Annotated in this window: 11 protein-coding genes and 1 pseudogene; 4 read left to right on the top strand and 8 right to left on the bottom strand. The window is 33.3% G+C overall.

Going from position 1 to position 14,426, the window contains the following annotated elements; genetic code table 11:
• Nucleotides 1–64: 64 nt before the first annotated feature.
• From CBP76_RS06350 to CBP76_RS06365, 4 genes and pseudogenes are all read right to left on the bottom strand, one after another.
• Nucleotides 65–646: pseudogene (locus CBP76_RS06350) on the bottom strand (glycosyltransferase family 2 protein); the annotation flags it as partial.
• Nucleotides 647–657: 11 nt separating this feature from the next.
• Entirely contained in the window at nucleotides 658–2,214 is a 1,557-nt protein-coding gene (locus CBP76_RS06355) for a hypothetical protein (RefSeq protein ID WP_102196103.1), read from the bottom strand.
• Entirely contained in the window at nucleotides 2,201–3,694 is a 1,494-nt protein-coding gene (gene wsfD, locus CBP76_RS06360; protein WP_245865648.1) for a glycan biosynthesis hexose transferase WsfD, read from the bottom strand. Before wsfD ends, CBP76_RS06355 begins: the two co-directional genes overlap by 14 nt.
• A gap of 11 nt (nucleotides 3,695–3,705) precedes the next feature.
• Entirely contained in the window at nucleotides 3,706–4,827 is a 1,122-nt protein-coding gene (locus CBP76_RS06365) for a hypothetical protein (RefSeq protein WP_102196104.1), read from the bottom strand.
• Between the two features lie 185 nt (nucleotides 4,828–5,012).
• Here CBP76_RS06365 and CBP76_RS06370 point away from each other — a divergent pair, with 185 nt between their 5' ends.
• Nucleotides 5,013–5,294 carry a hypothetical protein gene (locus CBP76_RS06370; protein WP_102196105.1) on the top strand — a complete coding sequence of 94 codons (282 nt, stop codon included), beginning with the start codon at nucleotides 5,013–5,015 and terminating at the stop codon, nucleotides 5,292–5,294.
• Between the two features lie 129 nt (nucleotides 5,295–5,423).
• Here the strand turns inward: CBP76_RS06370 and CBP76_RS06375 are convergent, their stop codons facing one another.
• Together CBP76_RS06375 and glnA are read right to left on the bottom strand one after the other, a co-directional pair.
• Entirely contained in the window at nucleotides 5,424–5,861 is a 438-nt protein-coding gene (locus tag CBP76_RS06375) for a MerR family transcriptional regulator (protein WP_102196106.1), read from the bottom strand.
• A gap of 129 nt (nucleotides 5,862–5,990) precedes the next feature.
• Entirely contained in the window at nucleotides 5,991–7,319 is a 1,329-nt protein-coding gene (gene glnA, locus CBP76_RS06380; protein WP_102196107.1) for a type I glutamate--ammonia ligase, read from the bottom strand.
• Between the two features lie 306 nt (nucleotides 7,320–7,625).
• On the opposite strand from glnA, the gene CBP76_RS06385 reads away from it, so the two are divergent.
• On the top strand, nucleotides 7,626–8,603 hold the full coding sequence (locus CBP76_RS06385) for a GMP reductase (protein WP_102196108.1): 978 nt from the start codon (nucleotides 7,626–7,628) through the stop codon (nucleotides 8,601–8,603).
• 190 nt (nucleotides 8,604–8,793) lie between these two features.
• Here CBP76_RS06385 and CBP76_RS06390 read toward each other — a convergent pair whose 3' ends face one another.
• Nucleotides 8,794–9,762: a glycosyltransferase family 2 protein gene (locus CBP76_RS06390; protein ID WP_102196109.1), complete on the bottom strand. Its 969-nt coding sequence runs from the start codon at nucleotides 9,760–9,762 to the stop codon at nucleotides 8,794–8,796.
• Between the two features lie 20 nt (nucleotides 9,763–9,782).
• Nucleotides 9,783–12,194: an ArnT family glycosyltransferase gene (locus tag CBP76_RS06395; protein ID WP_102196141.1), complete on the bottom strand. Its 2,412-nt coding sequence runs from the start codon at nucleotides 12,192–12,194 to the stop codon at nucleotides 9,783–9,785.
• Between the two features lie 221 nt (nucleotides 12,195–12,415).
• Between CBP76_RS06395 and CBP76_RS06400 the strand changes: the two genes are divergently transcribed.
• Both CBP76_RS06400 and CBP76_RS13620 read left to right on the top strand, forming a co-directional pair.
• On the top strand, nucleotides 12,416–13,108 hold the full coding sequence (locus CBP76_RS06400; protein WP_102196110.1) for a response regulator transcription factor: 693 nt from the start codon (nucleotides 12,416–12,418) through the stop codon (nucleotides 13,106–13,108).
• A 604-nt stretch (nucleotides 13,109–13,712) separates the two neighbouring features.
• Entirely contained in the window at nucleotides 13,713–14,411 is a 699-nt protein-coding gene (locus CBP76_RS13620; RefSeq protein WP_425430299.1) for a sensor histidine kinase, read from the top strand.
• Nucleotides 14,412–14,426: the final 15 nt, after the last annotated feature.

Here is a 14,426-nt window from a genome sequence, read left to right on the forward strand (position 1 = left end):
TTGATGAGATAATCATAATTCGAATTCCGCCTAAATCATAGACGGTCGGTTATTAGGTGCTTACGGACAATGTCTCAATATTAATAAAACGTGTTAATAAAGACGCATTCTTATTTCTAGTTCTAAATTTGCCGATAACTGCTGCAAGTTTATTATCAGAGAGCAATTCGGACACTAAAATTCTCAAAGCAGGTGCTTCTGGAGTATTATCGGCATCGTAAATTGAAATTATACTACCCTTAGCTGATTTCAAACCGATGTTTAAAGCATTCGATTTTCCCTTACCACCATTGGTCTTATCAGTATTAATAACTTTCAAACGAGTACTAGTAAACTCATCTTGTAAATTTTTTAATAAATCCGCTGAATTGTCACTAGAATTATCATTAATGACGATCACTTCATATCTATCCTGTGGATAATCAAAACTTAATAGCGAAAGTACTGTCTTTACGATAACAATTCCTTCATTATGAGCTGGCACCAAAATTGAAACAAATGGAGGATCATCTGGCAATTCTGGTGTTGGCTTAGATGCTTGTTTTAAATACCAAGTATAACCAGCAATTGTCAAAATAAGGTTAATAACTAACGTTCCCCAAATTGAAATAATAGCAATCAATAGAAAAAAATCTAAAACTGAAATACTTACACCCCCTACCGTTTAAACATATTCTTATAGATTTGACGACCAAGCAAAGCAAAAATAATTAAGATAACTAAAACAATTGCAAAGAAAATCATTAAAATGCTACCTTGCAAGTGAAAGTAATTACTGAATAAAGCTTTTGGCTTTGTGGCATAAATAGGAATATTATTCGTATTCTTAGTCTCTTGAATATTTTCTTTTTTACCATTCATATAATACTCGCCATGTTTATAAGACATGATCGATGTTCCTGTAGTAACATTTGTACTTAAATTAATTGGATCAAACCAATTCAATTGTAAATTATTTATTTCTTGTTCTAAACTATGTAATTTTGTTACAGAGTCTGGTAGAGAAACTGTTAATGCCGTTGGAACCTCAAAACTCGTTCCATAAGTCAATTTAACTTTATTTAAGGAAGCGATCGGCATAGCATAAAAACTCTTTTTAAACGCTATGGAATCATTATCCTTTTTAACATAAATAACTCTTTTATTAGGTAACAGAATCAGATTATCAGCTTTTTTTAAAGCATTATTCCGCAAAACCTTATCTTGATTCCAGTAACCAGAAGAACTTATCCCAATAGGATAAACATTTTCTCTTGCCAAGCTAACCATATAACTTGTAATGATTTGATTCAATTCAGTCCCACTACCTACTGGAGGTGAAGGAAAACCAACTATAGGCATCCGTGAAAAAATTACTCCACCACGATTTTGAATACTATTCAATACCGTTGTATATTTTGTAAATGCCCTCATCTGTGTATTTTTGCTTACCGAACTAGCACTAACCGCAAATGGAATTTCTTTTCGATAACAATATAAACTCAAGGCATCTAAGACCTTTAAGTTACTATAAGGAGTTACATTGGTGATTGTTAACATCGGTTGATTTTTACTACTTCGATTAAACAATTGAGCTATCATCTGAATAGCAGCTAAAGAACTCAAACCATTTGAATTAAAATAAGGCAGGTACCCATTTTTCCCATTAATAACACCATATGGGTACGTTTTTTGATCTTTTTCTTGTGTTGACAATGTACCAACTGTTTGAACCTGATCGGACAAATTATCTAATACCATAACCGTCTCACTAAAGGGTAATATCTGCTCATCATGATTTATTTTTAAAATAAATTGTTCTTGATAGACCTTCTTAATATTTCCACCTAATTGGGTAGCCTCATTAGCTGTTAAATTGTTTCCGATGTGTAATCTTACACCATTAAATTCATCCCGATCATGAATAAAATTCTTATTAACCAATCCAACTTGGCGCCAATTTATCATTGTGATCACGCCAGTATAATGATTTAGCATTCCAGTTTTATATTTATCTTGTGAAATAGTCTTAACGGGTAAATTCATACTAGTCAAAGACCTTTGTAAGGCATCAATCTTTTTCTGACTTTTCTCAACATTATTCTCAGAATCATAAACCAATAGAATTTTATCCTTATCAACTGCAGCCTGAGTATTTATTGGATTTATTATAAAATTTAAACCCGCACTAAATAATAGAGACAATAAAATTATTAGAAATCTATTCTTCATCATTTTCACCATCCTCTACTACGGTATTCCATAAGCGATGATGTAAAATATCCGATATAAATAAAATAATGGTTAAATCTAAGGTAATTGGAACAATGAATTGATGTTTGGCTAAATCTGCCTCACCCGCTGCCAATACTGAAATAATAGGAATAAAAATAATAATTGTAACTAGTCCAAAGACCAACAAAAATCTAATTACACCCTGATAACGATGTTTACGAAAATCCAAATAACAACTGATTGCATAAACAATTGTATAACCAAAAGCATATAAACAAATAAATCCATATTTATTTGGAAAGAAAGTTCCTACATAAGTACTATATAATTCAAAGTATTTTACATGCTCTTTTGGCTTGTGACCAGTATTTCTAGTGTAATTTCCAACCGCTTTAACTTGGGTTACCATGATGTCTTGAGTTGACACATTTAATAAACTTATAAATTGTTTGGGATTTTGTATATAGTATTTAATCAGCCATCCCATACCTGTTTTATTAATAAGATGCTTCTCGACATACTTACTACTGGGTCGGACTGTGTCATAAGTTTTAGGATAGTATTCTTGCATTCTCATCAAGGAATACTGCGAATCAACACCAGCTTTAGATAACTTTTTACCCGGGTCATCTGTTTCCATTAAGACACCATGCGTAAAGGATTGATACTGATTAACATTATTAAATTCTTTATTTATTTTACTATATGTAAAAGCTCCAGCAAAAATTAACGCAACAATTCCTGCAAAGATTGCAAAACGTCGTGCCCTAAAATTAGGTAGAAACATCAGACCAACCGCAACTACTGAAAAAGTCAAAGCCAAAGGTGCATTCTGCTGTTTAATAGTTAATAAAAATAATGTACTGCCAAAAAACAATAAAATCATCGGCCATCTTTTTTTATAACAATCACGTGATATAGCCAAAATTGAGGAAAAAGAATATAGCATAACAATATACATTCCCGGTTCTGCAAAGAAAGAATTGAAATACAACGTAAAAGAAGAATCTGCAAAGATAAACACTATCAACAGAGCTACCACGTAACTCCGAATTCTTCGATAAGGAAATACCAAAGACTTAGTCAAAAGATAAATAGCCCCTAAAAAGAATACGTAGTAAATGATTGCTAGAAAACGAATATCAAAAATCGTTTTACTATAAAAAAGTTTATTTAAAAAAACCGCAAACTTAACAATAACTGCTTGTGACGTAAAAACGGGCACAGAGTTTTCATTATAATACTGATAGATTCCAAATTTAGGAATAACATAATTTAAAAATTGGCTATAATTAGTCGGTAGTCGATAAATTCCATTGCTGTTCATAGCCCGATAGAAATCCCCATTATCGGCTAAACCATGTATTGGTGGAATAAACAATAAGATTCCACTAATCATGGCCGCTAAAATCATTGCCATCATGGCTGGGGAAATATACTTTTGAAATTTATTGAACCATATATTAATGTATTTATTCAAAACTTATTTCCTTAATATTTTGATGAGACTAGACCAAGTAAATTGTTAAACGAATATGCTTGTTTTTGTCTCTTGATGCCCAAAGCACCATAAATTGGTGAGCTTTTATCTTCTACCTGTGATCTCCACATCACATTCATAGTGTAATGATACATTTTTTCATCTTTATTTTTTGCAAATATCATTGCTGCCAAGGCATAACTACCAGAAGATTGATTTTTATCTATTGCCGCCCCGTCAATTGAATAACTATTATATAATTTGTGTTCTTTAACTTGTCGTGCCAACCAATTTAAGGTAACTTTTTTACACTTACCCACCTCTGATAAATGCAAAATTGTTTCTAACGCTTCAGAAGTATTCAAATCTTTGTCGCTATATGCTCCACTTTGCCAAGAATAACTTGAAGCATAAAGTGGGAACGCATCTCCTAGATAGCCTCTTTGAACCATTTTAACTTGATTTTGATAGTATTTTTTATCTTGCTTAGAATCAGATTCAAAATACTTCAACGTTAGAAAATCATAATAGGCTAGAGAACTATCTGAACTAGCCCTTTTTGCCTTCACGTCATAAAAATCGGTCAATCTTCCTTTTTTTATAACATTACTTTTCAACATTGTGAATCGTTTTGCGGCTTCATAACGATACTTACTATTGCCAGTTGCTTCATAATACATCTGTAAAGAACGTATGATCCGCAAGTCATCAAGCGTTGCATTAACATTTGACTTTTTATTATTTTGAGGATTATACAAATAACTAAATTGACTCCCCTGATCAAAAGTCTTCTTTGTAACCTTATAGAATTCCCTAAATTCTTTATATTTATGCTCATAAACTAAATATTCCAGCCAAAATCCAGAGGACTCAGATAACATATCATGTCCAACGGCTGTGCCTTGATTTTTACTTGTTATATTCAAATAATTTGTATAGATTCCCTTGTTCGTAACCATTTTCTTCTCAAAGAATTGATAAAGTTTTTTCTCTTGAACATTATAGTTGCCGTAAGTATCCGACATAATAAAATTACTATCTTTATTTGCCGGTAACTCTACCTTATTTTCTTTATGGCAGCCTGAAACTATTAAAATAGGAAAAATCAATAACACCAAAAACAATTTCTTCATATTTCTTAAATCCCCTCAATATGATTGTTCAGCTATAAATTATATTATACTCTCTATTTTAATTCTTCATTTTATTAGAAATAATAAAAAATATTCTTTAAGTACCCATAAATTAATATTATTAGTTCAAATAATCTTTTTTGATTTATAATTTTGCTATACTTATAATTAAGGAGGCGGTATTCATGACACTAAATATCAATTTAGTAAATGGTCGTAGTATTCATATAACTGAAGAAACATATATCATTGCTTGGAAATATCAATCATCTGTTATGGCAAGTAATGATGATAATTATTACCTTGATTGTATTTTCAAAGGTGGCTTTGAAGATGGTAAAGTCACTGAAGATGATGAAGAAAACAAGCTTGAAGGATTAATCAGTGCTGCTGATTGGATTACGATCGGCAAAGATAACCACAATTCATTGAAAACATCCGCCATTTTAAGTATTACTAGAGACTAAAAAAGGGCCGCAACTAAGTTGCGACCCTTTTATGCTCTCTGGGGGGAAAGCAGTAATCTGAATTTTGATTACGCCAAATATTAACATTTAAGAACCGTAATTTCCAGAAAAAAGTTTGGATAAAAAAATTTAGTTATTCATGAACTGATTTGCTTTTGAAGCTGCTTCCAATGTATCGCAGAAATCTTCCAAACCGTCTTCTGTTCCAGCTTCACATGCTGCTTCAAAATACTTAACTTTATGATCCAATTTTTCTAAATATTGCTGAGATTGGGCTATTTGTCTAATAACCTCTGCTCGTTGACGCTTAAACATTGCTAAACGTTGCTCTAATGTACAATTTCCCTTCATGGACATATTAACAAATTCGCGAATCTCCCTTAAAGACATTCCAGTTTCCTTTAAACAAGAAATTAATTCAATAAAATCCATATCATTTTCTGTAAACTCACGACGTCCATTATTCCCACGATGAACAAAGGGCATTAAACTCTCTTTATCATAATAACGTAAAGTATAGCTAGAAAGTCCCGTTTTATCTGCTACTTCCCCAATTGAATATATCATAGCAGCATCCCCTTTTTGATAGATTATTATAAGTATACTCGCTGAATCCGCTATTTGTAAAAAAATCCCCAACAATTCAAATTTGAATTGTTGGGGATTAATACCTCAAAAATTTAAATATAATTAATTTTAATATTGAGACATGTATGTATCTCTTTCCCATTGTGAAACTGTTTGTTGATATCTTGCCCATTCGGCATTTTTAGCAGCAAAGAAACTATTCGTTAAGCCCTTACCTAAGGATTGTTGAACATACTCATCCTTACGCAATGCTTTCAATGAGTTATGAAGAGTTGAAGGAAGATCGACGATTCCAGCATCACGACGTTTATCCTCTGACATTTCATAAATATTATCTTTTACTTCTGGCATCAAATCATAATTACTTTCGATTCCATCAAGACCTGCATCCAAAATACATGCAATAGCCAAATATGGATTAGTTGTTGGATCAACAGATCTCATTTCAATTCGTTTTGATTTACCCTTTGCAGCAGGTACACGAACTAATGGTGAACGGTTTTTACTTGACCAAGCAATATATGTAGGAGCTTCATATCCTGGCACTAAACGCTTATATGAATTAACAGTTGGATTATTAACAGCAGTCAAAGCACGAGCATGCTTTAAAATACCACTTAAAAATTGTTTTGCTGTATCTGACAACATATCGTTTTCATCATCAAAGATGTTATCTTCACCCTTGAATAAGGACATATTAATGTGCATCCCCGAGCCATTAATACCTTGAACAGGTTTTGGCATAAAGGTAGCATATAATCCATGTTCCTTAGCAATTGTTTTAACAACTAACTTGAAAGTTTCTATACTATCAGCAGCTTCAAGTGCATCTTGATATTTAAAATCAATTTCCTGTTGTCCAGGAGCGACCTCATGGTGACTAGCTTCAACTTCAAAGCCCATCTTCTCAAGTCCTAGAACAATATCTTTACGAACATTAACACCTAAATCAACGGGTGAAAAATCAAAATAACTTCCGTCATCATTCAAATGTAAAGTTGGATTACCATGTTCATTTCTGTTGAACAAGAAGAATTCTGGTTCTGGTCCAATGTTGAAATGCGTATATCCCATGTCATGCATTTTCTTGATGATTCTCTTTAAGTTAACACGTGGATCACCTTCAAATGGTGTACCATCCGTCTTATAAATATCACAAATCAAACGAGCCACACGTCCATGTTCTTCACCCCATGGGAAAATTAACCATGTTGACAAATCGGGATGCAATAACATATCACTCTCTTCAATACGTGTAAAACCATCGATTGATGAACCATCAAAGGTAATCTTATTTGCCAAGACCTTATCTAATTGAGAAACAGGAACTTCCACATTCTTAATGATTCCGTTAATATCTGTAAACATTAAACAGATAAACTCAACGTTTTCATCCTTAACCATTTTTGTAATATCTTCTGCAGTATAATTGTGCACTTTTTACCACTCCTATTGGATATACCGATTTTTTTGAGGTCACTAATAAACGTTATTAATATGCCGTTCTATTAATAATATGATGATAATACCAATTACAAATGTTAGTGTCAAATCTTTTCATAACATTTTCAATAATTTCACCATTTAATACTGAAATTATTATATAAGAAAATTTTATCACAGTGAACAACAATAATAACAATTTAAATTTGACATTTTTACTATTACCATGTAAATTAAAGGTACGAACGAAAATGTGTATAAAAATAATAATTGTTCGTAATTAATGGAGTGGATAATAAAATGCAAGTTTTTGATTATGAAGATATTCAACTAATTCCGAATAAATGTATTGTTGATAGCCGATCAGAATGTGACACAAGTATTAAATTTGGACCAAAGACATTCAAAATTCCCGTTGTTCCAGCCAATATGCAAACTATCATTGACGAGACTTTAGCAGAAAAATTAGCTGCCAATGATTATTTTTACGTTATGCACCGTTTTGAGCCGGAAAAAAGAATCGATTTTATTAAAGATATGAATCGTAAAAAACTATTTACTTCTATTAGTGTTGGTATAAAAGAAGAAGAATTTAATTTCATCGATCAACTAGTGGCAGAAAATCTAAAGCCCGACTACATTACCATTGATGTTGCACATGGTCACAGTGATCGTGTAATTGAAATGATCAAATACATTAAAAATAATTTACCTAATTCATTTTTAATTGCTGGTAATGTTGGTACTCCTGAAGCTGTCCGTGAATTAGAAAACGCGGGCGCCGATGCAACAAAAGTTGGAATCGGACCAGGTAAGGTTTGTATTACCAAATTAAAAACGGGCTTTGGTACTGGAGGTTGGCAATTAGCCGCTATTAGATTATGTGCTAAGGCTGCTAGCAAACCTATTATCGCCGATGGCGGTGTTAGAAATGATGGCGATATTGCTAAATCAATTCGTTTTGGAGCAGATATGGTCATGATTGGTTCCTTACTTGCTGGGCACAATGAATCACCTGGTAAAGTAATAGAAAAAGATGGTCAAAAGTATAAAGCATATTTTGGTTCTGCCTCACAATATCAAAAAGGCGAATACAAAAATGTTGAGGGTAAAAGAATGCTGATTCCTTATAAGGGTGAAATCAAAGATACCTTAAATGAAATGCAACAAGACCTGCAATCATCTATTTCATATGCTGGTGGCAAAGATCTTAAATCCCTACGCAAAGTTGACTATGTTATCGTTAAAAATTCTATTTATAACGGAGATGTTTATTAAAATAAAAAAAAAGAAGCTGACGACTGGGTGTTCGTCAGCTTCTTTTTTATGAATGGGATAGTTCATGTTCAATTTGATAAGAATCAGTTGTCCATCAAACAACTTTTATAACTATCAAATTTACCATTACTGTAACACATTAACTGATAATTAAAAAGTATGAAAACTTTTCAGATAAAAAAGATTTTTTCTAATTATTTATTTGCCTTGCTGTAAAATGATGTATCCCTTTATTACGTTCTTCAAATCCTTCTGTTTTACTTACAATAAAGCGAGGACGATTATTAACTTGATCCAACACTCGGCCCAGATAACTTCCAAGAATACCAATGGATAACATCAATAATCCTAGGGTAAATAATAGAATTGTTACACCAACAGACGCAACATTGTAATTGCCGCTAGCAATTAAATATCCTAAAGTAAAAACTCCACTAACCAATGGAACAACTGAAAAAATATTAACAAATTGTAATGGCTTCATTGAAAAAGATGTAATTCCATCTAATGCTAATTTAACCATCTTTGAAAGTGGATATTTAGTTTCACCAGCAATTCTTTCTTGGCGATGATATTGAACACTTGTTTGTTTAAATCCAATCCAAGTAACTTGACCTCTAACGAAGGGATCTTGCTCGTGTAGTTTCAAAAGCTGGTGTACAGCTTTACGATCCATTAAACGAAAATCTCCTGTATCTAAAGGCATATCAATTGTAGCTAATTTTTTAAAGGTACGATAAAAAATTTTGGCAGTGAATTTTTTGAAGATAGTTTCACCATCTCTTTGCATTCTCTTACCATAAACTATCTCATAGCCTTCATTCCACTTTTCAATCATTTGGGGGATAACCTCCGGAGGGTCCTGCAGATCGGCATCCATCACAACTACTGCATCCCCTTTCGTATACTGGAGACCGGCAGTTATTGCCAATTGATGTCCAAAGTTTCTAGAAAATTCGACTAGTTTAATATTGTCATGTTGATCAATAGCTCGATTAATAATTGCAACGGACTTATCTGTTGACCCATCATCAACGAAAACCAATTCATAATTTTCTTCTTGTTGTTCAACATAATTAAGCAAAGTATCAATCGTGGCCTGAATACCAGCTTCTTCATTAAAGACTGGTAAAACAATTGAAATTAATTGATTTTTCATAATAACATTCCTTTCAGCAACTATTTATAAATACTTGACAGATCGTATAAGGTTCCTGATTGACCAGGGCCACCCATACCACCGCCCATTGATTGTGATCCAGACTTAGCTGACTTCTTCATCTTTTTAAGTTGAGCCTTAGTTAATTTCTTCTTTGTTCCACTTGGAGCTTTATTTGAGGCTGGAGCTCCTCCGGCATTATTTTGGGCCTTACTGCCGCTTGGTGCTTTTCCACCAGATGGAGCACTACTTGAACTACCACTTGGTTTTGCTGGTGGGGTTGAATTTGAAGAAGAACCAGGAGCTTGACTACTTGGAGCAGCCGTACTTGATTTCTGCTTAGAAGCTACTGTAACAGAACTTGAAGCGTTTGTTTGTGTATTGCTACTGTTACTTAATTTAACTTTCTTAGCGTGTTTTTTAATCCAACTGACAATCTCATTATTGGAACCGCCCGTCTTACCGCCTGAGTAGTAATACTTAACTTTTCCTTCTTTAACAAGTTTCTTAAATTGTTTAAGCGATATGGCTTTATCGGTTCCATTGAAACCACCCATAGCCATTACGGCCTTGCCGGTTTTAATAATATATGGAGCAGCTGTACTTGAATCATCTGTTGCAAACAAGTATTCAGCATTGCCTTGATGTTTTTTAAGATATTTAAGTAGCGTTGAATCAATCTGGAAATCACCCATGCCTCCTTCGCCACCACCTGCTGAAAGCAAACTTGGTCCAGCACTTGGAATCCCATCACTAGAACCGGCTAAAGTTGGTGTTAATGACCACCACGTTGGAGCCAGCATTACAATTATTAAAGCCACAATAGGCCAAACACGTTTATTTCTCAATTTAATAGCGATCCATGGTAATACAAACAATGGAATTGAAATTATTATTCCAGCGACTAATAAAATCCAAGCTAAGGTCTGGTAATAATCCATTAGATACCACGCTTGTAAAACACTTGTGGTTAAAATCGAAATTGGCAACAACATTGCCCACATTGATTTCTCACGCCATTGTTTAATCATAGTATAAATGCCAATACCAGCTAAGACAGCCATTGCTGGTGCCAACATGATCGTATAATATGGATGGAAGAAACTAGCGACTGAGAAGAATCCCGCTACTGGAACCAACCAGCCAACCCAAAGCCAAAGATCTTTTCTTTGCTCATTAAGGGCATACCATTTTTTCTTAGGGTCACGATAATATGCATAACTGGAAATTAATCCAAAGACAGCAATTAACATTACCCAACTAATTTGTGGTCCTAATTCTTTTTGAAACAATCTAAATGGTCCAGCAGTACCAATATTGAAAGCACCACCGCCTCCAGTGGCATTACCAGCACCGCCTTTAGTTCCACCAGGTTGACCTTTCATTGAAGGTGCACCATTTTTTGAACCAGTTGGTTTAGTTGGAGGGTTCCCTGAGGCAGACTTTTTAGTTCCATTGGGTGGAGTTGGGGCATTGCTTGATGATTTAGTTCCACTTGGTTTTTTAGAGCTACTACCTGATGGCGGTGTCATCGACTTACTACTCTTCTTTGAAGATCCCATTCCTGGGAAAGCCCCGCCTGTACCAGTAGTTTGTCCAAGTAAACGCTGAGTACCATTGTATCCAAAAGCAAGTTCTAGAGCTGAGTTAGTTTCTGAACCACCCTCATATGGCCGATTTGATGAATTTGTCATATCAATCGACAATGGCCAAATTAAAGTAAAAACTGCCAGAAATACTGTAGCAATGGATAAATGAAGCAATTTCTTATTCCATTTGAAGTTGGCAGCTATCCAATAATACAAATAAAGAGCTGGTAGAACCATAAATGCTTGTAGCATTTTAATATTGAATGAAAAACCAATTAAGGCAAATCCAATCCATAAATAACGTTGCTGTTTATTATCAACGGCTTTTTGAACGAACCAAAATGATAATAGCAGGAAAAATACTAAGGTTGCATCCATATTGTTAGTTCTGGAATCTGCAACGACAATTGGTGTTAAAGTCATTACTAAAGCAGCAATTCGAGCAGGTATTCTACCGAATTTTTTTGCTACCATATTATAGATTAGATAAACTGAACCAATCCCAAAGAGAATCGATGGTAAAACAACGCTCCATCCATATACTCCGAAGATTTTGGCACTAATTGTCATAAACCAGAGTGCAACTGGTGGTTTATCAACTGTAATAAATCCCGCTGGATCGAAACTGGCATACCAGAAGTTTTTAAAACTCTTAGTCATACTGACAATAGCAGCGGTATAAAAATTATTGGCCTCTCCTGCTTCCCAAATGTTCCAGGCATACAAGAAAGCTGCTAAAATTAAAATAGCAATTAACCAATAATCATATTTAATAGTTCTTAATTTATTAAAAAAATTACTTTTTTCGTTTTTCTGAACACGACTTGGTTCTTTTGATTCCATCATTTATCTTCTCCTATCCTTAAATAGCTATATTTACAAAGAAACAAATGATCGAATAAACTAAAATCGAAATTAAAATCGGTTTTAACTGTAAATTATTTTTCATCTGTTCAAATTCCTTTCTTAACGACAAGGACCAGATTAGCCAAACTAACTTAAATTAAGCTTAAATCAAAAAATATGTTTTATAATTATGATTAGAAATTAATAAGGAGAGTACAATGCCAAATAATATTAGAATCCTAGTAGTTGAAGATGATGAAAACTTAGCTAACAATATTGCTTCGTTCTTATCAGACTTTTCAGAAGTTGATATTGAAAATGACGGTCTAAGCGGTAAGTTTGCGGCAAGTGAAGACGTTTATGATTTAATTATTTTAGATATTATGCTTCCAGAAATGAACGGTTATGATGTTTTAAAAAATATTCGGGATGATAAAATCAATACTCCAGTTTTGATTTTGACGGCTAAAGCCGAAATAGATGATAAAATTCATGGCTTTAACTTAGGTGCTGACGACTATTTAACAAAACCCTTCCATCGTGAGGAATTACAAGTAAGAGTTAAAGCTCTCTTGAAAAGAAGCGGTGCCCTTGCAGATGATTCAGTTCTAAAAATTAGAAATCTTGAGGTTAATTTAAATAGCCATGATATTATTGCTAACAGCGAACAAGTTGCACTGAATGGCAAAGAATACGACTTATTAGTATATTTATTACAAAATAAAAATACTATCTTAACCAAGGATCAAATCTTTGAAAGAATTTGGGGATTTGATTCCGATACATCTATCACTGTCGTTGAAGTATACATGAGTAATCTACGAAAAAAATTGCGTCCTTCTGAAAATGACAGTCTAATTAAAACTATTAGAAATGTTGGGTATATTTTTCAAGATGACACAGAAAACTAGACAAAGTAAAATTACCCGTCGCCAGCAATTTAAACTGTTTCTTTCTATCATGGTATCTTTCGCTGTTCTCTTTTTAACCTTGGGAATAATTATCTTTAACCTCTTTCAATCATCGACTTATCGTAGTATCGATAAGGACATCCGTAATCAAGTCGTTTCAATTAAGAAACAACCTAATATGGCAAAAAAGGAAATTGATCCTGATCCTCATGATCCCGATGGTCAAAATAAAAAACCAGACCCCAAAGCTCCTTTTCAAGCTTCTATTCTGGTTTTTGATGATCAAGGTAAATTACTTAATAAATCCAGTTTAGGTAATCGCTATTCAGTTTTGAAAAATATAAAGTTAAACAAAAGAAATATCAATGTTAAACAAACTTTAGTTGTTAAAAATATGAACTTTCGTTCCATGCTAATAAAAGTATCTAAAAAAAATAATAACCCTATGTATGCTGGTCATTACGTTTTGATTATGCAAAACATTGATACACAAATCCAGGCCATCGAAAATTTTGAAAAAATATTAATAATTACCTTCTTTATCTTCTGGGTCATTGCCTTGGTAGTTTCCTATTTCCTATCTAGGATCAATATGTTGCCTATTATGAAGTCTTGGAAGCAGCAGACTGAATTCGTTAATGATGCTGCACATGAACTAAGAACACCATTAACAATTATTCAAGGTAAATTAGAATATATGTTAACCAAGCCCAATAAAACTATTATTGATGAAGCCGAGGCAATTTCCGTTTCACTTGATGAAGTTAATCGTCTAAATTCATTAACAAATAATCTGTTGGTTTTAGCTCGTTCCGATTCCGCCACGACTCAATCAAACTTTGAATTAACCACCCCTGATTTCTTTTTAAAAGATCCAATTGAGCCATTCAAAGATATCATCAATTCACAGTCAAAAGTTTTTCAGATTAATCTTTTACATAAACCAGTGCTTAACTTAGATCGCGATAAGATCAAACAATTATTGATTATTCTATTAGATAATGCCACTAAATATACACCCCAAAATGGCACTATTAAAATCTACGATCAAATCGAAGGTTCCAAATATCAATTCATTATTTCTGACACTGGAGTGGGCGTTGCTGATAATGACAAAAAGAAAATTTTTGGTCGCTTTTATCGTGTTGACAAATCCAGAAACACTAATAGTGGTGGACATGGATTAGGCTTGGCAATTGCTAAACAAATCGTTGAGCTCCATCATGGAAATATTTTTGTACGTGATAACTTGCCACATGGTAGCGAATTCGTAGTCGAGTTACCTATTAAGCGAAACCATTAATTAATTCAGACTTTT

It is taken from the genome of Companilactobacillus nuruki (genome assembly GCF_002872255.1).
In the GTDB taxonomy this organism is placed as follows: Bacteria; Bacillota; Bacilli; order Lactobacillales; family Lactobacillaceae; genus Companilactobacillus; species Companilactobacillus nuruki.

What these genes read in the sequence shown, in the direction of transcription:
- CBP76_RS06355 (WP_102196103.1), bottom strand. Translation starts at nt 2,214, where the DNA reads ATGATGAAGAATAGATTTCTAATAATTTTATTGTCTCTATTATTTAGT.
- CBP76_RS06365 (WP_102196104.1), bottom strand. Translation starts at nt 4,827, where the DNA reads ATGAAGAAATTGTTTTTGGTGTTATTGATTTTTCCTATTTTAATAGTT.
- CBP76_RS06370 (WP_102196105.1), top strand. Translation starts at nt 5,013, where the DNA reads ATGACACTAAATATCAATTTAGTAAATGGTCGTAGTATTCATATAACT.
- CBP76_RS06375 (WP_102196106.1), bottom strand. Translation starts at nt 5,861, where the DNA reads ATGATATATTCAATTGGGGAAGTAGCAGATAAAACGGGACTTTCTAGC.
- CBP76_RS06385 (WP_102196108.1), top strand. Translation starts at nt 7,626, where the DNA reads ATGCAAGTTTTTGATTATGAAGATATTCAACTAATTCCGAATAAATGT.
- CBP76_RS06390 (WP_102196109.1), bottom strand. Translation starts at nt 9,762, where the DNA reads ATGAAAAATCAATTAATTTCAATTGTTTTACCAGTCTTTAATGAAGAA.
- CBP76_RS06395 (WP_102196141.1), bottom strand. Translation starts at nt 12,194, where the DNA reads ATGGAATCAAAAGAACCAAGTCGTGTTCAGAAAAACGAAAAAAGTAAT.
- CBP76_RS06400 (WP_102196110.1), top strand. Translation starts at nt 12,416, where the DNA reads ATGCCAAATAATATTAGAATCCTAGTAGTTGAAGATGATGAAAACTTA.
- CBP76_RS13620 (WP_425430299.1), top strand. Translation starts at nt 13,713, where the DNA reads ATGAAGTCTTGGAAGCAGCAGACTGAATTCGTTAATGATGCTGCACAT.